This is a genomic window from Roseateles saccharophilus (genome assembly GCF_004342485.1).
Lineage (GTDB): Bacteria > Pseudomonadota > Gammaproteobacteria > Burkholderiales > Burkholderiaceae_C > Pelomonas > Pelomonas saccharophila.
This window is the reverse complement of sequence record NZ_SMBU01000040.1, coordinates 1-22,198: the sequence shown is the minus strand read 5'-3', so window position 1 is coordinate 22,198 and position 22,198 is coordinate 1. Positions and strand designations below refer to the sequence as shown.

The 22,198-nt window shown below is 66.1% G+C and carries 16 protein-coding genes; 11 read left to right on the top strand and 5 right to left on the bottom strand.

Annotation, left to right across the window (positions count from 1 at the left end):
• Nucleotides 1–13 precede the first annotated feature (13 nt).
• Genes EV671_RS22455 through lptF form a run of 4 tightly spaced genes read right to left on the bottom strand, consistent with a single transcriptional unit; the run spans nucleotide 14 to nucleotide 3,621 of the window.
• Nucleotides 14–958: a CysB family HTH-type transcriptional regulator gene (locus tag EV671_RS22455; protein WP_132576020.1), complete on the bottom strand. Its 945-nt coding sequence runs from the start codon at nucleotides 956–958 to the stop codon at nucleotides 14–16.
• The gene (locus tag EV671_RS22450) at nucleotides 955–1,374 is read right to left on the bottom strand and encodes a sirohydrochlorin chelatase (RefSeq protein WP_243655849.1); all 420 of its coding nucleotides are present in this window, start codon (nucleotides 1,372–1,374) and stop codon (nucleotides 955–957) included. Before EV671_RS22450 ends, EV671_RS22455 begins: the two co-directional genes overlap by 4 nt.
• Nucleotides 1,375–1,399: 25 nt before the next feature.
• Complete coding sequence (lptG, locus tag EV671_RS22445; RefSeq protein ID WP_132576018.1) at nucleotides 1,400–2,527, bottom strand: LPS export ABC transporter permease LptG; 1,128 nt, start codon at nucleotides 2,525–2,527, stop codon at nucleotides 1,400–1,402.
• A complete protein-coding gene (gene lptF / locus EV671_RS22440) occupies nucleotides 2,524–3,621 on the bottom strand; it encodes an LPS export ABC transporter permease LptF (protein WP_132576016.1) in 1,098 nt (365 codons plus the stop codon). Before lptF ends, lptG begins: the two co-directional genes overlap by 4 nt.
• Nucleotides 3,622–3,647: 26 nt before the next feature.
• On the opposite strand from lptF, the gene EV671_RS22435 reads away from it, so the two are divergent.
• From EV671_RS22435 to EV671_RS22385, 11 genes are all read left to right on the top strand, one after another.
• The gene (locus tag EV671_RS22435; protein WP_132576014.1) at nucleotides 3,648–5,111 is read left to right on the top strand and encodes a leucyl aminopeptidase; all 1,464 of its coding nucleotides are present in this window, start codon (nucleotides 3,648–3,650) and stop codon (nucleotides 5,109–5,111) included.
• A gap of 6 nt (nucleotides 5,112–5,117) precedes the next feature.
• Nucleotides 5,118–5,540, top strand: a complete 423-nt coding sequence (locus tag EV671_RS22430) for a DNA polymerase III subunit chi (protein WP_132576012.1) — start codon at nucleotides 5,118–5,120, stop codon at nucleotides 5,538–5,540.
• A 117-nt stretch (nucleotides 5,541–5,657) separates the two neighbouring features.
• Nucleotides 5,658–6,800 (top strand): branched-chain amino acid ABC transporter substrate-binding protein, encoded by a 1,143-nt coding sequence (locus EV671_RS22425; protein WP_132576010.1) that lies wholly within the window; start codon nucleotides 5,658–5,660, stop codon nucleotides 6,798–6,800.
• A 665-nt stretch (nucleotides 6,801–7,465) separates the two neighbouring features.
• Nucleotides 7,466–8,848, top strand: coding sequence for a TIGR03013 family XrtA/PEP-CTERM system glycosyltransferase (locus EV671_RS22420; protein WP_132576008.1), 1,383 nt, complete (start codon nucleotides 7,466–7,468; stop codon nucleotides 8,846–8,848).
• 78 nt (nucleotides 8,849–8,926) lie between these two features.
• Nucleotides 8,927–11,077: an XrtA/PEP-CTERM system histidine kinase PrsK gene (gene prsK, locus EV671_RS22415; protein WP_132576006.1), complete on the top strand. Its 2,151-nt coding sequence runs from the start codon at nucleotides 8,927–8,929 to the stop codon at nucleotides 11,075–11,077.
• Nucleotides 11,074–12,435, top strand: coding sequence for a PEP-CTERM-box response regulator transcription factor (prsR, locus tag EV671_RS22410; protein ID WP_132576004.1), 1,362 nt, complete (start codon nucleotides 11,074–11,076; stop codon nucleotides 12,433–12,435). The genes prsK and prsR overlap by 4 nt, the downstream gene beginning before the upstream one ends.
• Entirely contained in the window at nucleotides 12,435–15,224 is a 2,790-nt protein-coding gene (gene prsT / locus EV671_RS22405) for an XrtA/PEP-CTERM system TPR-repeat protein PrsT (RefSeq protein ID WP_132576003.1), read from the top strand. The genes prsR and prsT (EV671_RS22405) overlap by 1 nt, the downstream gene beginning before the upstream one ends.
• An 89-nt stretch (nucleotides 15,225–15,313) precedes the next feature.
• A complete protein-coding gene (locus EV671_RS22400; protein ID WP_243655848.1) occupies nucleotides 15,314–16,561 on the top strand; it encodes a GNAT family N-acetyltransferase in 1,248 nt (415 codons plus the stop codon).
• Nucleotides 16,558–17,325, top strand: coding sequence for a S1C family serine protease (locus EV671_RS22395; protein ID WP_132576001.1), 768 nt, complete (start codon nucleotides 16,558–16,560; stop codon nucleotides 17,323–17,325). The genes EV671_RS22400 and EV671_RS22395 overlap by 4 nt, the downstream gene beginning before the upstream one ends.
• Before the next feature lie 596 nt (nucleotides 17,326–17,921).
• Complete coding sequence (prsT, locus tag EV671_RS22390) at nucleotides 17,922–20,711, top strand: XrtA/PEP-CTERM system TPR-repeat protein PrsT (protein WP_132575998.1); 2,790 nt, start codon at nucleotides 17,922–17,924, stop codon at nucleotides 20,709–20,711.
• A gap of 71 nt (nucleotides 20,712–20,782) precedes the next feature.
• Complete coding sequence (locus tag EV671_RS22385; RefSeq protein WP_132575996.1) at nucleotides 20,783–21,775, top strand: PEP-CTERM sorting domain-containing protein; 993 nt, start codon at nucleotides 20,783–20,785, stop codon at nucleotides 21,773–21,775.
• 207 nt (nucleotides 21,776–21,982) lie between these two features.
• Here EV671_RS22385 and EV671_RS27065 read toward each other — a convergent pair.
• Nucleotides 21,983–22,198 (bottom strand): hypothetical protein (locus EV671_RS27065; RefSeq protein WP_207911224.1); only part of this gene is annotated, 216 nt, incomplete at its 5' end.

The window sequence follows — 22,198 nt, the reverse complement described above, 5'->3', positions numbered from 1 at the left end:
CCGGCGCGGGGCGTCACAGGCCGAAGTCGGTGGCGTCGCCCGTCATCGCCTTCTCGATCAGCTTGCGGCTCAGGCGCTCCGACAGCAGCTCCGCGAAGGCGTAGACGTAGTTGCGCAGATACGCACCGCGCTTGAAGGCGATGCGCGTCACATTGCTGCCCAGCAGCGTGCCCAGAGGCCGCGCGACCAGCTCGCTGCCGGCCGGCTCCTCGCGCATCGCCATCTCGGCCACGATGCCCACGCCCATGCCCAGGCGCACATAGGTCTTGATGACGTCGGAGTCGATGGCCTCCAGCACGACGTTGGGCGTCAGGTGGCGGGCGGCGAAGGCCTTGTCGATGCGCGTGCGGCCGGTGAAGCTGGGGTGGTAGGACACCAGCGGCTCGGCGGCGAGCTGTTCCAGGCTGATGCGCTCGGCCGTGGCCAGCGGGTGCTCGCGGTGCACGACCATCACATGCTGCCACTCGTAGCAGGGCAGGGTGACGAGCTCGGGGTACTGGGCCAGCGACTCGGTCGCCAGGCCCAGGTCGGCGGTCTCGTCCAGCAGCATCTTGGCGACCTGGTCGGGGCTGCCCTGGTGCAGGCTGATGCGCAGCTGCGGCAGGTTCTTGCGCAGCTGGGCCACCGGCGCGGGCAGCACGTAGCGGGCCTGGGTGTGGGTGGTCGCGATGGAGAAGGTGCCGCTGTCCTGGCGCGAATACTCCTCGCCGATGCGCTTCAGGTTGCCGACCTCGCGCAGGATGATCTCGATGCAGGCCAGCACCTGCTGGCCGGGCTCGGTGATGCGGCGCAGGCGCTTGCCGTGGCGCGAGAAGATGTCGACGCCCAGTTCCTCCTCCAGCTCGAGGATGGCCTTGGACACGCCGGGCTGCGACGTGAACAGGGCCTTGGCCGTCTCGGTCAGGTTGAGGTTGCGGCGGGCGGCTTCCTGGACGAAGCGGAATTGATGCAGGTTCATTCGAGTGTGTGGAGACAGGCGTCGCACATGGCCTGCAGCACGCCTTCGTGCTCGCCCAGCGGTGCATGCAGCAGCCATTCGACGGCGTCGCCGTGCCGCTCGCGCAGGCGCTCCAGCAGCAGTGGCACGTCGCGCCGCACATGGCCGCCGGTGCCGAGGAAGAGGGGCAGCACATGCACGCATGTGCAGCCGGCGGCGGCGAGCTGCGCGGCGGCCTCTTCGATGCCCGGCGACATGAACTCGAGGTAGGCCAGCGCCAGCGGCGTGTCAGGCCTGGCCGCCCGCAACCGCGCGGCGATGATCTCGAAGGGGCGCGCCCAGGCTGGGTCGCGCGCGCCGTGGGCGAACAGCAGCAGGCCGTCCATCAGTGTCCGCACGGCCGCCCGAAGGACGCTGGCGCCCCCTCGGGGGGGCATGAACGAAGTGAATACGGGGGCTTCATCATCTGTACCTGACGAGCCACGCGAACGCGGCCATCGACAGCCCCAGGTAGAGCAGGCTGGGCGTCGCGGCGACGAGCCAGGGCGTCCAGTTCTTCAGCAGGCCCAGGTGGCCGGCGACGTTGTTCAGCAGCATGAAGCTGATGCCCAGCATGATGCCGCCGAAGACCTTGATGCTGATGCCGCCCGAGCGCCCGTGCAGATAGGCGAAGGGCAGGGCGAGCGCGACCATGACGAAGCAGGCCAGCGGGTAGAAGGCCTTGCGCCAGAACTGGATGCTGTAGGCCTGCGAGGACTGCTCCTGGGCCGACAGGTGTTCGGTATAGCGCAGCAGCTCCAGCGTCGACATCGACGAGGCCGGCAGCACCGCCGCCGCGATGACGCCGGCGTGCAGGGAACTCTGCCAGTCGAGGCGGTCAAGCTGCTGCTCGCTGACGACGACATTGCCGACCGTGCCCGCGGCCGCTGCCGCGCCCGGGTTCCAGATCGTGCGCTTGACGGCCTGCAGATGCCACAGGCCCTGGCCGTCGACATCGACCTTGCCGGCCTCGGTGCGCGACAGCAGCCGGCCCTCGGTGTCGAACTCGTAGATGCGCACGTCTTCCAGCTCGCCGCCGCTGCCGACGCGGCCGACCCGGACCGAGTAGCTGCGGTCCAGGCCGTCGACCTTGCGGTGGTCCTTCAGCCAGGCGCCGCGCCGCGCCGGGTTGGCGTCGTGGCTGAAGAGGGCGCGCATGTCGTCGCCTTCCCGTTCGAACTGCGGCGCGACATAGTCGCCGACGGCGAAGGTCAGCACCGCGAACACCGCGGCTAGGCCGGCCAGCAGCGCGAGCGCCCGCGCCGGGCCGAGGCCACCGGTGCGCAGGATGGTGAACTCGCTGCTCTGCGCCAGGCGCGCCAGCGCGACGATGGCGCCGATCAGCACGGCAATGGGGAAGAGCTCGTAGAAATGGCCGGGCAGCTCCATCGCGGCCAGCAGCGCGGCCTTGGCGCCGCCGGCGCCGACGCGGGCCATGCGCTCGAGCTCGTCGACGAAGTCGATGAAGAAAAACAGGGACAGGAAGGCCAGCGCGACGAGGACGACCGAGCCGACGATGTCTTTGTAGAGCAGGCTGCGGACGGTTCTCATGCCGCCGCACCCTTCAATCGGCGGCGCAGGCAGAAGCGGTTGCCGTTGTCGCGCAGCCAGATGACGGCCAGGGCCAGGAAGAGGGCGCTGCCGTGCAACACGACCAGGGCGCGCGGCATGCTGAGGCGGCCGTTGGCGACCCAGGTCTGCGACAGGTTGATCAGGTTGAAGTAGACGATGAAGGTCAGCAGCGCGAACAGCAGGTTCCAGTTGCTGGCGCGGCGCGGGTTGCTGGCCGCCAGGCCGATGCCGAGCAGGGCCATGTTGATGCCGCCGAGGATCATGCCCAGGCGCCAGCACAGCTCGCCCAGGTTCTTAGTCGTGGGCGAGCGCAGCAGGTCCAGCGTCGCCATCGCCTTGGGCGGCAACTGGTTGGCATTGGCCAGCGCCTGGGTGTCGGTCAGTACCTTGTACTGCTCGAAGCGGGCCAGGCTCTTGTCGCCGGTCTTGAACTGGGTCTCGTTGCGCTGGCCATGGTCCAGCACGAGGAAGCGGTCATCGCCCTCCATCTCCAGCCGGCCACGGGCCGAGGTCGTCACCGACTCGCGCTCATGCTGGTTGCCGAGGATGAAGACGTTGCGGCCGGTCGCCGCGTTGTCGCCGTCGCGCTCGATGAAGAAGACGCGGCTGCCGTCGCGCGAGCTCTGGAACTGGCCGGGCGCGACGCGGGAGAGGTCGCCGCGCTTCTGGTAGCGGTCACGCAGTTCCGTGCTGTTCTGGTTGCCCCAGGGCCAGACGAGCAGCTCCAGCACGACGACGCCAAGCAGCACCGGCCAGGCCATGCGCAGCACGGGCTTCACGAAGCGTGACAGCGGGATGCCGCTGGCGAACCAGATCGTCATCTCCGACTCGCGGTAGAAGCGCCCGAGCGTCAGGATGATGGCGACGAAGAGGGACAGGGTCAGCATCGGCGCGAGATAGGAGATGGTCGCGTAGCCCATCAGCAGCACGACGTCCTGGGGCGCGACATTGCCGCCGGCGGCCTGCCCCAGCGTGCGGATCAGCGTCGATGTGAGCACGATGGTCAGGATGACCACGAGCGTGACGCCGAAGCTCTTGGCCAGCTCTGAGCGCGTCGATGAATCGAATAGCATCAGGTCTTTATTAGTTTCTGGTCATTATGGACTTCAAGATTCAAACCACGGAGCTCGATGGGCTCGCCGGCGTGGGTGCCGATGCCCTGGTCGTCGTGCTCGGCGGCGAAGCGCTGCCCAAGGGTCTGGATGCGGCCGTCGCCAAGCACGCGCAGGCCGCGATCAAGCTCGGCGACTTCGCGCTGAAGGGCGGCCAGGCGTTGACGCTGACGCAGGCAGAGGGCATCAAGGCGCCGCGCCTCGTGCTCGCCGCCAGCGGCAAGACCACGCTGGCCGCAGCCCGTGCGGCACTGTCGGCCGGCCTGGCCCAGATCAAGTCGCGTGGCGCGGTCAGCGCCGCCGTGGCCTTCGCCGGCTTCGATGCCGGGCTCACCGAGGCGCTGGCCGAGCAGGCCGCGCTGGGCGCCAGCGACGCCGTCTACCTTTACCGCCATACCAAGCCCAGCGCGCCGGCCGCGCCCAAGCTCGCCAAGCTGGCGCTGCTGGTGGGCAAGGCCGATGCGAAGGCGGCCAAGGCCGGCCTGGCGCGTGGCGAGGCCGTCGCCGCCGGCATCGAGCTGGCGCGCGAATGCGCCAACCGTCCGGCCAACTATGCGACGCCGACCTACCTTGGCGAAGTTGTCCAGGGCCTGGGCAAGGCGCACGGCCTGAAGGTCGAGGTGCTGGACCGGAAGGCCGTCGAGAAGCTCGGCATGGGCAGTTTCCTGGCGGTGGCCCAGGGCTCGGACGAGCCGCTGCGCTTCATCGTCGCCCGCTACGAAGGCGCGGCCAAGACGGTGGCGCCGGTCGTGCTGGTCGGCAAGGGCATCACCTTCGACACCGGCGGCATCTCGCTGAAGCCGGGCGCCGAGATGGACGAGATGAAGTTCGACATGGGCGGCGCGGCCAGCGTCATCGGCACGCTGCGCGCGGTGGCCGAACTCAAGCCCAAGCTGAACCTCGTCGTCATCGTGGCGGCCTGCGAGAACATGCCCAGCGGCAAGGCTGTCAAGCCGGGCGATGTCGTCACGTCGATGTCGGGCCAGACCATCGAGATCCTGAACACCGACGCCGAAGGCCGGCTGATCCTGTGCGATGCGCTCACCTATGCCGAGCGCTTCAAGCCGGCAGTGGTCGTCGACGTGGCCACGCTGACCGGTGCCTGCGTGATCGCGCTGGGCGGCGTTCGCAGCGGCATGTATGCGAGCGACGACGAGCTTGCCGCCGCGTTGACCGTCGCGGGCGATGCCGCGCTCGACCCCTGCTGGCGCATGCCGCTAGACGAGGACTACGCCGAAGGCCTGAAGAGCAATTTCGCCGACGTGGCCAACATCGCCGGCCGCGCGGGCGGCTCGATCACGGCGGCCAAGTTCCTGCAGCGTTTCGCCGACAAGTACCGCTGGGGCCATCTGGACATCGCCGGTACGGCCTGGAAAGGTGGCGCGGCCAAGGGCGCGACCGGCCGGCCGGTGGGCCTGCTGACTCACTTCGTGCTGAGCCAAGCCAAGTAAGCGCGAGTGGCTCTTCAGGTCAGCTTCTACAGCGACGCGGCCGAGCCGCTGCGCTACGCCTGCCGGCTGATCCGGCGCGCGCTCGCGGCGGGCAAGCCGGTGGGCGTTTGCGTGCCGGCAGCCCAGGCGGCCGCGCTGGACGGGTTGCTGTGGAGCTTCGACGCGGCCGAGTTCATCCCGCATAGGCGCTGGGACGGCACGACGCCGCCGGCGCCTGGCGAGGTGTTGCTCGTTGCCGACGCCGCCGCGCTGCCGCATCGCGGCCTGCTGCTGAACCTGGGTGACGACATGCCGTCGGCGGCGCTTGAATTCGAGCGCGTGCTCGAGGTCGTCGGCAGTGAGCCTGAGCGTGTCCGGGCGGGCCGTTCCCGCTACCGCGTCTACCAGCAGGCGGGTGCCAGGCTGGACCATTTTTCGGCGGCAGGTTGACAGTGTTGCGTCCACGCTTTCCCGAATGAGAGACCCCCGAATTTGGGGTATGTTCAATTGGTTGAAAACTCAACAGTTGTCTGTCTGTTCCTCTCTCTTTCAAACTGGAGTTGATCCATGCAAGTCAAGTTGAATCTGGTGGTGGGTGCCGTGGCCGCACTGCTCAGCGGTGCCGCGATGTCCCAGGATCTGGTCGTCAAGATCGGTCACGTCGGCCCGACCAGCGGCGCCATTGCCCACCTGGGCAAGGACAATGAGCTGGGCGCCCGCCTGGCCATCGAGGAACTGAACGCCAAGGGCGTCATGATCGGCGGCAAGAAGGCCAAGTTCGAACTGCTGGCCGAAGACGACGCCGGCGATCCGAAGCAAGGCACCGCCGCTGCCCAGAAGCTGGTCGACTCCAAGGTCAATGGTGTCGTCGGCCACCTGAACTCGGGCACCTCCATTCCGGCCTCCAAGGTCTACAGCGACGCCGGCATTCCGCAGATCTCGCCGTCCGCCACCAACCCCAAGTTCACCCGCAACGGCTACAAGACCACCTTCCGTGTCGTGGCTGACGACGTGCACCTGGGCGGCACGCTGGGCAAGTACTCGGTGAAGGAGCTGCACGGCAAGTCCATCGCCGTCATCGACGACCGCACCGCCTACGGCCAGGGCGTCGCCGACGAGTTCGAGAAGGGCGTCAAGGGCGCGGGCGGCAAGGTCGTCGGCCGCGAGTTCACGAACGACAAAGCCACGGACTTCACCGCCATCCTGACTTCCCTGAAGGGCAAGAAGCCCGACGTCGTCTTCTTCGGCGGCATGGACGCCGTGGCCGGCCCGATGCTGCGCCAGATGAAGCAACTGGGCATCGAAGCCAAGTTCATGGGCGGCGACGGCATCTGCACGGGCGAACTGCCCAAGCTGGCCGCCGGCACCATGGGTGACGGCCAGGTCGTCTGCGCGGAAGCCGGCGGCGTGGAAGGCGAAGCCAAGAAGTCGATGGACGACTTCAAGGCCAAGTTCAAGTCCAAGTTCAACGTCGACGTGCAGATCTACGCGCCCTATGTGTATGACGCCGTCAACGTGATGGTCGCCGCCATGGCCAAGGCCGGTTCCGCCGAGCCGGCCAAGTACCTTCCGGTGCTGGCCAAGACCTCCGGCTACAAGGGCGTGACCGGCGTGATCTCCTTCGACGAGAAGGGTGACATCAAGAACGGTGCCCTGACCCTCTACACCTACAAGGGCGGTGCCCGCGAACAACTGGCTGTTGTCCGCTAAGACATCGACCGCGGTTCGCCGCAACCCCGAAGCCCGCCCTCCGGCGGGTTTTTTTATGGCGAAATATTGCTGCGCGCAATATGCAAAATGAAAGACGACAAATGAATGGCGGGTGCGACAGGTTTGCCGATTGAATCGTGAATATTGCGCCGATCTCCCCGGGTGTGCAGTATTCACGCACTCTGGATTCCCGCCAGGGCAACGTCCTTCTGGGGCTTTCAAAACCTGGAATTACCATTTTTCAAACGCAGGCCTGTGCGTTTCGCACGCTTTGCCGGGCGTGCTGCTCCGGGTGTCATGGTGCTGTCGCCGGCTTTCGGGTCTACTGCCGCCGGTCGTGAAAATGACCCGGTGCGGGTGCCGCCAAGCCGCTTGGTCGCGAGCCGGATTCAAGCTTCATCCACCCTCCAAACGGGGGGCTTTCAAGCCCAGGGGCAGAAGGCATGATGCCGGCGCGATCAAGGATGGTCGGCGGTGTTCATTGCGGCGTCAGGTCCGGGGCATTGCGGGTCCATCCAGGCGGTCTCCGAGGTGGTCCGTAGCGGCTGGTCGATGCGGCCGGCGGCCTCCGCGATGAGGTGAATGGAATATCGATATTTCATCGAGTTTCGTTGATCTAGTTGCAGTTATACGGCGACGCTGAGCAGTACCGATCGGGGATAGAAATGATTCGAATATTCAACCATTACCTGCACAGGCAGACGCTGCTTCAGGTCTTGTTCGACCTCGGCCTGATTGTCTTTGCCGTCATCGCCTTCGTGCTGAGTCAGGGCGAGTCGGCGCAGACCGTGCTGCCTTTCGCGGCTTCCCACGGGCTGTCGCTGGCCGGTTGCATGTTCGTGATCAATTCCGCCACGGGCTTCTATCAGCATGTCCACAACCGCTCGGTTACCGAGTCCTGCGCGCGCGCGCTGTTCGGCCTGCTGTTCGGGCTGCCGCTGGCCTATGCCATCTTCAGCCTGGTGCCGTCCAACACCAGCCATCGCGACCTGCTGACCCTGGTGGCCATGGCCGCCGTGGCCGCCGTCATGGTGCACCGTGTCTACGCTGCCCACTCCGGCACCCAGACCCGGATGCGCAGTCGCATCCTGATCTTCGGCACTGGCGCTGCCGCCCGCACCGTCGGGAATACGCTGCGTGCCTCGGACCCCCACGCCCAGATCGTCGGCTACTACGCCGGCCCCAACGAAGACCAGCCCGAGGTGCCTCGTGCCGAGATCATCAACGAGGGCGCCAACCTGACCGAGGCCGCGCTCAAGCACAACGTCGACGAGATCGTCGTCGCGCTGACCGAGCGTCGCGGAGGCAGCATGCCGCTGCGCCAACTGCTGGACTGCAAGCTGTCGGGCGTGCGCGTCGTCGACATCGCGACGCACTTCGAGAAGACGCTGGCCCAGATCAACATCAAGCACGTCAACGCCGGCTGGCTGGTGTTCGGCGACGGTTTCAGCCAGGGCATGCTGCGCGCCGCGATCAAGCGCGTCTGCGACATCGTCTTCGCGACGCTGATCCTCGCCGTCGCCTGGCCGATCATGCTCGTCACCGCGCTGGCCATCCGCATCGAGTCGCGCGGCCCGGTGCTGTATCGCCAGGAGCGCGTCGGCCTGAACGGCGTGCCTTTCAAGGTCATCAAGTTCCGTAGCATGCGCACCGACGCCGAGAAGGATGGCAAGCCGCGCTGGGCGACCAAGAACGACGACCGCGTGACCCGCGTCGGCCGCTTCATTCGCAAGGTGCGCATCGACGAGCTGCCCCAACTGTTCAACGTGCTCGTGGGCGAGATGAGCATGGTCGGCCCGCGGCCCGAGCGCCAGTTCTTCGTCGACGAGCTGATCAGCAAGATCCCCTATTACGCCGTGCGCCACAGCGTGAAGCCGGGCGTGACGGGCTGGGCGCAGGTGCGCTACGAGTACGGCTCCACGATCGAGGATTCGGTCGAGAAGCTGCAGTACGACCTCTACTACGTCAAGAACCACTCGCTCTTCCTCGATCTGCTGATCATGCTGGAGACGGTGGCCGTCGTGCTGACCGGCAAGGGCGCGCGCTGATCCTGATTCCAAGGCGCAGGCCTGATACCGCGCAAAAGCGCCGATGCCCGGAAGCCGCCGGGCATGTTTGAATCCCGCATGCCTCTCGCCGATCCGGACTCCTCTGCTGGCACCCTGCTTGGGCCGCTTGCTCCCTTCGCATCACTCGGCAGTCTGGGTGATCTGATCTGCTGCGGGGCCTATGCGCTGTTCGCGCTTTATTTCGCGCAGCGCCTGTTGCGCAGGCAGTTTCCGGTCACCGCCCTGGCCATCGTCTTCGGCATGGCGCTGCTGGCCAGCACGATGTGGGCCGGCGCCAGCCTGGACGACGATCTGCGGCACTGGTCCGACAAGCTGCCGGGCTGGGTCGTCCCGGGCGCCGACCTGCTGCGTTTCGCGCTGTGGTTCTCCTTCATGCTGATGCTGCTGCCGCCGGCCCGGCGCGCCGGTGGCCTGGGCCTGATCCGGCCCCTGGTGGCGATCGTCCTGAGCCTGCAACTGGGCCTGATCCTGGTGGGCGAGCAGATGGTCGCGGATGCGCTGTCTCGTCCGCAGGCCCTTGTCGCGCTGGCCCAGGCGGTTCTGGGCCTCATCCTGGTCGAGCAGCTGCTGCGCAATGCCACGCCGGATGCGCGCTGGAACGCCAAGCCGGTCTGCCTTGGCCTCGGCGCGATCTTCGTCTTCGACCTCTTCATCGCCTCGCAATCGGTACTGTTCCAGCGTCTCGATGGCGACGCGGTCAGCGTGCGCCCCCTCGTGCATGCCGCGGCCGTGCCCCTGCTCTACGTCGCTTCGCGGCGGCACGCGGACTGGCTGGTCAAGCTGCATGTGTCGCGCGCGGCGGTCTTCCATTCGGCGACGCTTCTGCTCGTCGGCGCCTATCTGCTGATGGTCGCGGCGGTCGGCTACTACGTCCGCTACACCGGCGGCGAGTGGGGCAGGGCGCTGTCGCTTGCGCTGGTGTTCGTGGCCCTCGTCGCGCTGACCCTGCTGGTGGCCTCGGGTTCGATGCGCTCACGGCTGCGTGTGTACATCAGCAAGAACTTCTTCAGCTACCGCTACGACTACCGCGAGGAGTGGCTGCGCTTCACCGCATTGCTGTCCAGCAGCGCCGAGCCTCAGTACACGGCCGAGACCGTCGTGCGTGCCTTGGCCAATCTGGTGGAGAGCCCGAGCGGCATGCTGTGGCTGCAACGTGCGCCGAACGCCGACTTCGTGCAGGCGGCGCGCTGGAATCTGCCGGCCCAGTCGGGCAGCGAGGCTCGCGATGCGGCCTTGGCCAGGTTCTGGCGCGAGCGCGCCTGGATCATCGACGTCGACGAATGGCGCCGGCGCTGCGAGGCCTATCCCGGGTTGGCGCTGCCGGGCTGGCTGGTGGACGAGTCGCGCTGCTGGCTCGTCATCCCGCTGCTCGTCGGCGAGGCCCTCATCGGCTTCGTCGTGCTCGGCCGGCCGCGCGCCGTCGTCGAGCTGAATTGGGAGGTGCGCGACCTGCTGCGCACCGCCGCCAGCCAGGCCTCGGGCTATCTGGCCCAGGCCCAGGCCACCGAGGCGCTGCTGGAGGCGCGCAAGTTCGACGCCTTCAACCGCATGTCCGCCTTCGTCGTGCACGACCTGAAGAACATCGTCACGCAGCTGTCGCTGATGATGAAGAACGCCAAGCGGTTGCGCGACAACCCGGAGTTCCAGCAGGACATGCTCGACACCGTCGAGAACTCGCTCGAAAAGATGCGCCAGCTGATGCTGCAGCTGCGCGAAGGCGACAAGCCGCACGGCCTGGCCAGCGGCGTCGACCTGGAGCAGATCGCGCGGCGCCTTGCCGCCGCTGCGGCCAGCAAGGGCCGGGCGCTGGAGCTGGATCTGCAGCCGGGCGTCAGCACCCGCGGTCATGTGGAGCGTGTCGAACGCGTGCTCGGCCACGTCGTGCAGAACGCCTTCGACGCCACGCCCGCGAGTGGCCAGGTGCGCCTGATCCTGGATGCAGAAGGTAGCCAGGCCCGCGTTCGCGTGGAAGACAGCGGCTGCGGGATGAGCGAGGATTTCATCCAGAACCGCCTCTTCAAGCCTTTCCAGACCACCAAGGCCAGCGGCATGGGGATCGGGGCCCACGAGAGCTATCAATACGTCCAGGAACTGGGAGGCAAGATCAGCGTGCAAAGCGAACTGAACCGGGGTACGACCGTGACCCTGCTGCTGCCCCTGTTCCATGCACAGGCGGGCGCGGCACTGACCGCGCTCGACGCCCGATGAGCACGCCCCGCCACGCCCCGCTGCTGATCGTCGAGGACGACCTCGCGCTGCAGAAGCAGCTGAAATGGTCGCTGGATCGCTTCGAGTCGGTCACTGCCGACGACGTCGCCAGCGCGGTGCTGCAGTTCCGCCGCAACAGCCCCGCCGTCGTCACGATGGACCTTGGCCTGCCGCCCGACCGCGACTCGGTCTCCGAGGGCTTCAAGTGCCTGGAGAAGCTGCTCGAGCTCGACCCGGGCGTCAAGGTCATCGTGCTGACCGGCCAGAACGACCAGGACAACGCGCTGCGCGCCATCCGCATGGGCGCCTACGACTTCCTCGCCAAGCCTGTCGACCCGGACGTGCTCGCACTGACCGTCGAGCGCGCCTACCGTCTCTACGAGCTGCAACAGGAAAACCGCCGCCTGCAGATGCAGCAGAGCAGCGATGTGTTCTCCGGCCTCGTCACGCGCGACCCCGGTATGCAGCGCGTCTGCCGCATGATCGAGAAGGTCGCACCCAGCGACGCCACCGTGCTGCTGCTGGGCGAGAGCGGCACCGGCAAGGAGGTGCTGGCCCAGGGCCTGCACGACGCCTCCAAACGCAAGGGCCGCTTCGTCGCGATCAACTGCGCGGCCATTCCCGAGACGCTGCTCGAGAGCGAGCTCTTCGGCTACGAGAGGGGCGCCTTCACCGGCGCGACCAAGTCGACGCTGGGCAAGATCGAGACCGCCAACGGCGGCACGCTGATGCTGGACGAAATCGGCGACCTGCCGATGCCGCTCCAGGCCAAGCTGCTGCGCTTCCTGCAGGAGCGTGTCATCGAGCGCGTCGGCGGCCGCCAGGAGATTCCGATCGACGTGCGCGTCGTCGGCGCGACCCACCAGGACCTGAAGGCGCGCATCGCCGACGGCCGCTTCCGCGAGGATCTCTATTACCGCCTCGCTGAGATCGTCGTCGACATCCCGCCGCTGCGCGATCGCCTCGGCGACCCGGTGCTGCTGTCCCACGCCTTCGCGCGCCGCTTCGCGACCGAGATGCGCCGCCCCGTGCCCACACTGGCCGATGACGCGGTGCGTGCGCTCGAGACCCATCGCTGGCCGGGCAATGTGCGCGAGCTGCAGAACATGCTCAAGCGCGCGGTCATCATGGCCGAGGAGGATCGCATCACCGCGGCCGACCTCGGCCTGCGTGCCGCGCCGGAGGCCGCCAGCGACGACAGCCTGCTGGACCTGCGGGCCGTGCGCGAGAGCGCGGAGCGCCAGGCCGTCATCACGGCGTTGGCGCGCACCGACGGCAACATCGTCCGTGCGGCCGAACTGCTCGGCGTCAGCCGCCCGACGCTGTACGACCTGATGAACCGGTTGCAGATCAAGTGATGCCGTCGCCGCAGAAGGGGCGACACCGTCGCGCGCAAGGCGCGGCAACGCTGCTGGCCGCGGCCTTGCTGCTGGGCGGCTGCTTCGGCTCCAGTGCCGACCAGTACCTGAAGTCCGGCAAGGCCAAGCTCGCCGCCAGCGACCTGCGCGGCGCCAGCATCGAGTTCAGGAACGCGCTGCAGAAGGATGCCTCGCTGGCCGAGGCGCGTTTCCTGCTCGGTTCAGCCCTGCTGAGGCAGGGGGACGCCCAGGGTGGTTTCGCCGAGCTGGAGCGTGCCCAGCGCCTGGGCTACGACGCCAACCAGGTGGTGCCGTTGATGGCGCGCGCGCTGAGCCAGCAGGGCCAGCACGGGGCGGTGCTGATGCGCTTCGGCGAGACCGCGCTGACCGATCCGCCAGCCATCGCGGCGCTGCAACTCAGCCTTGCACGTGCGCATCTCGGGTTGGGCCAGGCCGGCGAGGCCGAGGCGGCTGTCAAGCGGGCCCTCGACGCGGCGCCAGGGCTGCCGGAGGCCCTGCAACTGCAGGCGCGGGTGGTCGCGTTGGGGGGCGATGTGCCGGCCGCCATCGCCCAGGTCGAGGCGTTGATTGCCGGCCATCCCCAGGCCGATTCGAACTGGTTGACGCTGGGCGACCTGCAACTGGCCGCCGGCCATGCCGACGCTGCGCGCCAGAGCTATGCGCAGGCCATCAAGCTCAACCCTTCTGCCGCCCAGGGCTATGCCAGCCTGCTGCCGCTGCAGCTGTCGGCGGGCGACCTGCAGGGCGCCACGGCCACGCTGGCAGCGCTGGAGAAGGCCGACGCCAGGAGCATGCTGGCCCGCTACTACAAGGCCTGGATCAAGCTGGAGCAGGGCGAACTGCCGGCTGCACAGGAGCTGGGCGAGAACCTGCTGAAGCAGTCGCCCGACAACGCCGATCTGCTCTATCTCGTCGGTGCGATCGAGGCCCGCAGGAACTCGTTGGACCGCGCCGTGGACCTGCTCGCCAAGGCGGTGGCCGCCGCACCCGAGCCGCTGAGGCCGCGCATGCTGTTGGCCCAGACGCTGCTGCGCCGCGGCGATGTCGACCAGTGCCTGCAGGCCCTGCAGCCGCTGCTCAAGCGGGAGCCGGCACCCGCCGAGGCCCTGGTGCTGGCCGCAGCGGCCACCGCCCGCAGCGGCGAGGGGGGCAAGGCGGAGCAATTGCTCGAGCGCGCCGTTGCCTCCGACCCTCTGAACGTGCAGGCCCGTGTCGGTCTCGCCGTTGCACGAGTCGGCAGGGGGGAAGTGGATGAAGGCCTGAAGCAATTGCGCGAGGTGGCCCGCTCCACGCCGGAGCTGGAACCCGACGCGACGCTGATCGACCTGCTGATGCGCCAGCGCCGTTACGACGCGGCTCTGGAGGCGATCCATGCGCTGGAGGCCAAGCCGGAGGGCAGGTTGGTGGCCGAGATGCTGCGCGGCCGGCTGGAACTGGCGCGCAACAACGTGGCCCAGGCCCGCGAGGCCTTCGATGCCGTGCTGCAGGCCGATGGCGCCAATATGCAGGCCACGGCGGCGCTCGCCGGCCTGGATATTGTCGACAAGCACCCGGAGGCCGCGCAGGCCCGCTTCCAGAAGCTGCTCGAGAAGAATCCCGCCAACGGTGCGGCGCGCTCGGCCCTGCTGAAGCTGGAAATCGACCGTGGTGCGTCGAGCGAGCAGCTCTTTGCGATGGCCCGCCAGGCCGTCAAGCTGGTGCCGGGCTCGCGCGAACTGCGGCTGGATCTGATCCGCTTGCTGCTGTCCAAGCCCGACGCGCGCGAGGCCGCGCAGGTCGCTCAGGAAAGCATCAACCTGCTCGGCGAAGATGCCGAGTTGCTGGCGGCCCTGGGCCAGGCACAACTGCTTGGTGGCGATGCCAATCTGGCGAGCAAGAGCTTCGCGCGCCTGCTGGCCCTCAAACCCGGGCTGCCACAGTCGCATCTCTGGCTGGCCCAGGCCTATAGCCGGGCCGGCGATGCTGCGCGGGCGCTGCAGGTGCTCAGGCATGGCATCGAGCTGTTGCCCGGCGAGCCCGGGCTCTACCGTGGCGAGGCCTTGCTGCTGATCGCCAATGGCCAGCCGACCCAGGCCCTGGAGGCCGCGCGGCAGCTGCAGGCACATGACAAGACAGGCTGGCAGGGCCTGCTGCTGGAAGGTGATGTGTTTGCTCAGCAGGAGCGTTATGACGAAGCGGTGCGTGCCTACACCGCAGCCCTCGGCAAGAACCCCGCAAGCGCGCTGGCCGTACGCCTCCATCAGACCCTGGAGCGTGCCGACAAGGTCGACGCCGCCGCTGCCTTCGAACGCAAGCGGCTGGCGGACGACCCCAGGGATTGGCGCTTCATCAGTCACCTGGGCGAATCGGCGCTGCGCGCGCGCCGGTTCGACGTTGCCGAGGCTCGCTTTCGCCAAGCGCTGGCATTGCAGCCGCAGAATCCGGCGTTGCTCAACAACCTGGCTTGGGTCATGAGCAGGCAGGGCAGGGCAGCCGCGGCGCTGGACTTCGCCGACCGCGCCGTCAAACTGGCCCCGAACCAGCCCGATCTGTGGGATACCTTGGCCGAAGTTCGTGCGGCGTCCATGCAGTACGATGCCGCCGTCCAGGCTCAGCAGCAGGCGCTGGCGCTGGCGCCCCAAAATCATCTGCACCGCCTGCACCTGGCCACCTATTTGCTGCAGGCCGGCAAGAAGGAGCAGGCCAAGGCCGAGTTGACGCGCTTGGCGCAGCTGGGGGGGCGCTTTGATCGCCAGGCCGAAGTGCAGCGCATGCTGGCCACGCTCTAGCCCCGGTTGCCCGGGCATCTTCAAAAGCCATTAGGGAGCCCGCCATGAGCAGTACCCGACGCTCTCCTGCGAAACGAAGGTTTCACCAGATGATGCGTCGGCTGCTGGCCCGCATGCCGAAGCGGGTGCGTTTCGCGATGTTGCGGGCCATGGTGGATTGCGACCCCGACCCCGACCTGCGGCTCGAGCTCAAGGTGGCCGAGACCCGTGAGGAACTGGAGGATTGCTTCAGGATCCTGCACGACGCCTATGTCGCCAGCGGCTTCATGAAGCCGGATCCCTCGGGCATGCGGGTCACGATCTACCACGCCCTGCCCACGACGACGACGCTGTGCGCCAAGTGGGAGGGGCGTGTCGTCGGCACGATCTCGATGATCCGCGAGGGCGTGTTCGGCTTTCCGCTGCAAAGCGTCTTCGACCTGGAGCAGGTGCGCCGGCAGCACGGCCAGATCGCCGAGATCTCCGCGCTTGCGGTGCATCCCGAGTTCCGCAAGACCGGCGGCGCCGTGCTGTTCCCGCTGATGAAGTTCATGCGGGAGTATTGCGTCAAGATGTTCGACACCCGCCATCTCGTTATCGCCGTCAACCCGGATCGCATCGACCTGTACGAGGCCCTGCTGTTCTTCGAGCGCCTGCGCGATGCGCCGGTTGCCGAATACGACTTCGCCAATGGCGCGCCCGCCGTCGGTGCGACGCTGGACCTGCAATCGGCGGGCGCGGTGTTCAGGCGCGGCTATCGCGGCCGGCCGCCGCGCAGGAACCTGCACAGCTATCTCTTCGAGCTGGCGCTGCCCAACATCAAGATGCCGCAGCGCCGCTATTTCACGACGAACGACCCTGTCATGACACCGGAGCTGCTGGACTACTTCTTCAACCAGCGCACCCAGGTCTTCGACAAGCTCGACAACCGCCGCAAGGCCCTGCTCTGGTCCATCTACGACATCCCCGAATACCGGCGCGTGCTGCCACTGGTCGACGAGGGCGCGGCGCTCGGCCATCCGCTGCGTCGCCACCAGCGCTATTCGCTGCGGGCGCCGGCCGAGCTCAAGCTCGAGATCGACGGCGCCGAGCGCATCTTCGTGTTCGACGTCGTCGAGATATCCCTGTCGGGATTCCAGGCCGAATCCAGGCTCGAGCTGCCGCTGCACGCGCACGGCGAGGCGCGCGTGCAGCTCGGTCGCCAGGATTGGTCACGTAACGAGGTATCTGTGGTGCGTTGCAAAAAGTCCGACAACAGCCGTTTCTACGGTTTCCGGGTCGCCGAGCCCGACGATGCCTGGTGCCGCTGCGTCGCAGCGCTCGAGGTCAGTTTCACCTCCCACGATCTCGTGCAATGAAGCGGCGCCACCTGATATGCCTGCTTGGCCTTGCCCCGCTGTGGGCGGGTGCCGCCGACCTGCCGGCGTTGATCGAGCGCAGCAAGCCCTCCGTCGTCCTCGTCGGCACCTATTCGCCGACGGACAGCCCGCGCTTCGGTTTCCATGGCACCGGCTTTGCCGTCGCGGATGGCAGCATCGTCATCACCAACGCCCATGTGCTGCCCTCGCCGGACGTGACTGAAGCCGAGCAGAGGATCAGCATCCAGGTGCGCGCGGCCAGCGGCGAATGGGGGCTACGCATGGCCCGCATCGCTGCGCTGGACCGGGCCCATGACCTCGTCGCGCTGAGCTTCGAGGGCGCTCCCGTGCCGGCGCTGCGTATCGCCGGTCCGACGCTGGCGAAGGAGGGGCGGGCCGTGCTGTTCATGGGCTTCCCTATCGGCGGCGCCCTCGGCTTCTCCACCGTCAGCCACCGCGGCATCATCTCCGCGATCACGCCGATCTCGCTGCCCGCGGCCAATGCCCGCAGCCTGGACCCGCGCGCGTTGCGGCAGCTGCGAGCGGGCAGTTTCGACATCCTGCAGCTCGATGCCACGGCCTACCCCGGCAACAGCGGTGGCCCGGTGCTCGACCAGGAGACCGGCGAGGTCGTCGGCATCATCAACATGGTGCTGACCAAGGCCGGCAAGGAGTCCGCGCTGACCAACCCGTCGGGCATCAGCTATGCCATCCCGGTTGCGCAGATCGCGCCGCTCGTTGAGTCTGCCAAAGCGGCCAGATGATGTGCGCGGAATGCGCCTTGCCGAGCGGGGCGATGTGCTCGTTGTGTGATGCGGCCTTCTGTTGAAAATTTTCCCCCACGGTGCTGCGGTCACCTTTTGGAACAGGCCTCAAACGGCCTCTGCTTCCCACCCCGTTCGGGTGGGGAGGCGACCAAACTACGCAGTTTTAGTTGATACGATCCCTTCACTTTGAGGTGATTCGTGAACCCATCGACTTCAAACACCTGCAGCGACCTTGGCATTGGCTTCGAGGAACTGCAGGGGAGCGCTCCCGCACCGCTGCTAGCAGCGGTCACCTATTCCCTTATGGCCGTTCGGTCGCTGTGCTGATTCCTGCCGCGCCGCACCGTTCTGCTCGATGTCTGCGGGCCTATCTGGGCAGGTGTTGCGCGTGGGTGCTGGCCGACAGGCGGGGTCTTGTAGTGCAGGGCGCCAAGCAGTTGTCCTGGTGCACGCTGATGAGGCGGTGTCGGGCGCTGTCGCGTGCACTCGACCCGATGTTTTGGGGGGGCGTTGCCCAACCCGGTGTCGATCTCCGTTGGGTGACGGTGCCGTGGCAACGATTGGCTTGGCTTTCTTTCTGAACCGTGAACGTCATGAAAAAAATTTCCTCATCAGGAGTGGGCGCCAAGTGCAGGGGGGCAGCAGGGGTGCTGCTCTCTGGCCTGCTTTTGGCTGGGTGTTTCAGCAAGACCGCCGACCAATATCTCGCGGAAGCCAAGACTGCGCTCGGCAAGAAGGACGATGTGGCTGCGGTTCTTCAATTGAAGAATGCACTGCAGGAAAACCCCTCATTGGTCGAGGCTCGTTTTCTCCTGGGCAAAGCGTCATTGCATTTGGGCGACGCCCGCGGCGCCGTCATCGAATTGGAGAAGGCCAAGGAACTTGGGTATTCGGCTGATGAGGTCATCCCCCTGCTCGCGCAGGCGATGCTGGCGGCCGGGGAGCGCGACAAACTGGTCCGCACTTTTGGCGATACGCAGCTTGGGTCGGCTGCAGCGACCGCGGACCTGAAGGCAACGCTGGCGACGACTTACAACCTGCAGGGCAAGCAGGCCAAAGCCATGGAACTCTCCACGGCTGCCATCGCGGCGGACGCCGGTAGCCAGCATGCCCAGTTGGTCAGGCTCCGTTTGTTGTCGTCCAGTGCCGGGCCGGCAGAGGCACTCAGGGAGTTGAACGCCTTGCTGGAAAAATCAGCCAGGACGGTAGATGCCGTTCAGTTGAAGGGCGAATTGTTGAGTTCACTCGGGCGGCCGGATGACGCCGTTGCAGCTTTCCGCGAGGCCCTGTCGATCGAAAGATCCAGCCCGAACGCGCGCGCCGGTCTTGTGGCCTCGCTGCTGGACAAAAAGGATTTCGCTGAGGCGAAAAAGGAACTGGACCCCTTGCGCACCCTGAAGGGCGGCGCAGTGCAGTTCCGTGTCTTTTCGATCCTGCTGGCACTCCAGAAAAATCAGCTCAACGAGGCGCATGAGCATGCCGTCGCGCTGCTGTCGCTTTCGGCTGACGATCCGCAGAGCCTTTACTTGGCTGGTGTCGTTGAATACCGCCGCGGCGTGCTGTTGGAGGCCGACAAGCAGCTCGGCAAGGCCATTCAGATCGCGCCGGACTTTGTCAAGGCGCGGTTGCTGCTGGCGCGGACAAATTTGAGGGCTGGCAGCGCTGCCAAGGCCCTCACCGTGCTCCAGCCTCTGCTGGCGGAAGGCGGCGGCGATGCCGAGGCCTTGTCTGTCGCGGGCGAAGCCTACTTGCAGCAGAGTGATGGGCGCCGCGCAGAGGAATTCTTTTCCAAGGCTGCCAAAGCTGATCCCAAAGGCGTCCGCAGTCGGGTTGCGTTGGCGCTATTGCAGATAGCCAGGGGCAAGGCGGGCGAAGGGCTTGCGGCACTCCAGGCGGTGGCTGGCTCGGATACCGGCACGGTAGCCGATATGGCCCTGGTTTCGGCGTTGATGGAGCGCAAGGATTGGGACGCGGCATTGAAGGCGGTGAACGGCCTGCAGGCCAAGGCGCCCGATAAGCCTGCGCCATCGAATATGCGCGGTCGCATCGAACTGCTGCGCGGGAACAAGGACAAGGCGCGTGCAGCGTTCGAGGAGGCTGTCAGACTTGATCCCGTGTACCTTCCCGCCACATCGAGCTTGGCCGAGCTTGATGTCGCGGACAAACACCCCGACGCCGCGGCGGCGCGCTATGAAAAGATTCTGGCGATTGACCCCAGGAACATCGCAGCAAACATGGCCGTCGTGGCGCTGCGTGCAAAGGCCGGCGCCAGTACGGAAGAACTCAAGGCGATGCTGTCAAAGCTGATCATGCAGGCGCCCGGTGAGACGCAGCCGCGTTTGACGCTTATTGACCTGCAGATGAATGCCAAGGACATCAAGGGCGCATTGGCCAGTGCGCAGGATGCCGTCACGGCAATACCGGACAGTGCGGAGGCTTGGCGTTTCCTGGCCCAGGTTCAGGCACTTGCCGGTGACAGCAATCAGGCGATCAGCTCTTTCAACAAGCTGATTGCGTTGCAGCCCAATGCGCCTGAGCCGTACATGATGTTGGCGCAGCTATATACAGCGCGAGGCGACAAAGCCAACGCGGCAGCCACTGTCAAGCGCGCACTTGGCATCAAGCCAGATTTTCAGCCCGGGCAGGTAGCGCTGCTTCGAGCCGCCTTGGCTGCTGGCAATCCGGTGCAGGCGCACAAGATTGCGGACGAGATACGAGCCCAGCATCCTGATGACCCACTCGGCTATGCCCTTGAGGGCGACATTGATGTCACTCAGAACAACTGGGCGGCGGCGGGCGTGGCCTACCGCTCGGCACTGAAGCTGGCGCCGACCGCCGAATTGGCAATCAAGCTGCATCGCGTTCTTCTGGCGGGGCAAAAGCCGGCCGAGGCGAAGCAGTTCGAAATGGAATGGCTGGCGGGGCATCCCCAGGACGCAGCGTTCATCCACTATCTTGCCGACGTCGCACTTGTCCAGAAGAGCTACGGGCTTGCCGAGCAGCGCTATTTCGCGGTGCTAAAGCTCAACCCCCACAATGCTAGTGCGGCAAACAACCTGGCCTGGGTCTTGAGCCTCACCAAGAAGCCCGGCGCGCGTGCCTACGCCGAGAAGGCGAACCAACTGGAACCGAACAGGCCGGCCTTCATGGATACGCTCGCCCAGCTTTTGGCCGATGCCGGGGAACTGGACAAGGCAATCGATCTTCAGAAACGGGCACTGTCTTTGGATCCTGAGCAGCCTGAGTACCGTTTGCACTTGGCCCGTTTTTACGTTGATGCCGGCCGCAAGACCGAAGCTCGCGAGGAGCTGCAGCGTTTGGCGGCGCTGGGAAGCGTGTTCCCCTTGCAGGCCGAAGTGAACAGCCTGCTGGCGCGACTGTGAGTCACGTTCGGGCTTCAAGGTGTCGAAAAATCTTACACATATGCGCCCCGCAGTTGGCTTGTCTAGCGCAAGTGATTGAAGTTGAAGGGTTTTCTGGCTTTGGCATGGTGGTTGCTTGGTTATTGACGCAGATCGACGTGAGTTGGTCGGGTCGTTTCAGGTCAATCTTTTTAGTGAGGAACAGAATGAAATCCACTACTGCACTCCGCGCGCTGGCTGCTGCTGCTGTGATGGCTTGTGTGAGCGTGCCCGCCTCGGCTGCTTATCAAGTTCTCGACGGCTGGCAGATCACGGTCCCTGGCTTCGCCCATGGTTCGCCGGCTACCGACACCTATACGAACATCGGTCACTTGGTGCTTGGCGGCGGTACGGCCACTGTCAGCCAGCAGGTCAACGGTTCGGGCAATGTCTTCACTGGCGCCCAGTTCTCCGAGACCGGCATGATCAACTCCATTGCCTACGTCAACGAGAACTGCGTTGGCAATTGCGACAACGGTGTACAAAAGATCTTTGGTGTCGGCCCTGATGGTCAGGCTTACACGCTCGAACTGGCGTTCAGCAACGTGTCCGGCTTTGTCGATTCGCTGATCGGCTCTGGTTTCCATTACACGTTCCTTACCGGCGGTTACTCGCTGATCGCCATCGTGAATGGCGTCAGCACGACGGTTGCGGGCGGCAGCATCATCGGTCTGGGTGGCGATACCAACACGACGAACGTGATCGGCGGCACGACCGGCAGCAGCACGGTGCTGGCCAATGTGGCCAACCAGCTGTTCGGCTTCGACGTGGCTGATTCGACCGGCACTTCGCTGTCGGCTGGCTTCGCTTCGGGCCAATACCTGCTCCAAGCGACGACGACCAACACCCTGAACGGCGGCAGCGTGGTGGGTGGTGGTTGCACGTTCGACGGTGGCGCTACTTTCGTGCCCTGCGTCAACGTGCAAGTGACGTCCGAAGGCGCCCTGAACGTCGTCAAGAAGTTGCCTGAGCCGGGTTCGCTGGCGTTGATCGGTTTGGCGCTGGCTGGTGCCGGTGCTGCTCGTCGCCGCAAGACGCAAGCCTGATTCTTGGCTGATTGTTGACCCGTCCTGAACGCGTTGAACGCGCTAGGGCGGTTGAGCAAGCCGGGTTAACCGGCCAGGAACGCCCGATGCATCGCATCGGGCGTTTGCGTTTTAATGACGGGTGTACGTTGCAGGCCGGCGTTGACTCTTTGGGCATGTGCCGAGTTGGGCTGCGCAGTAGCCTGCAACACTCGACCCCGACCGAGTTCAGGCCGCAACCTCGTCAAGACCTGCAGCCCGCCGTCTTCTGGAAATTACTGTTTCGAAAATGCCGACCGGGTCGAAGCGGCGCGGGCTTGCTGGGAGTTTGGACTGACCAATGGGAGCCTGCGTATTCCACTGATCGCGGACACCCATTCCAGGCTGATCGCGGACAGTGTTCCAGGCGATCGCGGACACCCTGAGTGAGGTGCCTGAGTGACG

Coding starts and splice junctions, on each gene's coding strand:
- EV671_RS22455 (WP_132576020.1), bottom strand. CDS start 958: ATGAACCTGCATCAATTCCGCTTCGTCCAGGAAGCCGCCCGCCGCAAC.
- prsR (WP_132576004.1), top strand. CDS start 11,074: ATGAGCACGCCCCGCCACGCCCCGCTGCTGATCGTCGAGGACGACCTC.
- prsT (WP_132575998.1), top strand. CDS start 17,922: ATGAAAAAAATTTCCTCATCAGGAGTGGGCGCCAAGTGCAGGGGGGCA.
- EV671_RS22400 (WP_243655848.1), top strand. CDS start 15,314: ATGATGCGTCGGCTGCTGGCCCGCATGCCGAAGCGGGTGCGTTTCGCG.
- EV671_RS22395 (WP_132576001.1), top strand. CDS start 16,558: ATGAAGCGGCGCCACCTGATATGCCTGCTTGGCCTTGCCCCGCTGTGG.
- lptF (WP_132576016.1), bottom strand. CDS start 3,621: ATGCTATTCGATTCATCGACGCGCTCAGAGCTGGCCAAGAGCTTCGGC.
- EV671_RS22425 (WP_132576010.1), top strand. CDS start 5,658: ATGCAAGTCAAGTTGAATCTGGTGGTGGGTGCCGTGGCCGCACTGCTC.
- prsK (WP_132576006.1), top strand. CDS start 8,927: ATGCCTCTCGCCGATCCGGACTCCTCTGCTGGCACCCTGCTTGGGCCG.
- EV671_RS22435 (WP_132576014.1), top strand. CDS start 3,648: ATGGACTTCAAGATTCAAACCACGGAGCTCGATGGGCTCGCCGGCGTG.
- prsT (WP_132576003.1), top strand. CDS start 12,435: ATGCCGTCGCCGCAGAAGGGGCGACACCGTCGCGCGCAAGGCGCGGCA.
- lptG (WP_132576018.1), bottom strand. CDS start 2,527: ATGAGAACCGTCCGCAGCCTGCTCTACAAAGACATCGTCGGCTCGGTC.
- EV671_RS22450 (WP_243655849.1), bottom strand. CDS start 1,374: ATGCCCCCCCGAGGGGGCGCCAGCGTCCTTCGGGCGGCCGTGCGGACA.
- EV671_RS22420 (WP_132576008.1), top strand. CDS start 7,466: ATGATTCGAATATTCAACCATTACCTGCACAGGCAGACGCTGCTTCAG.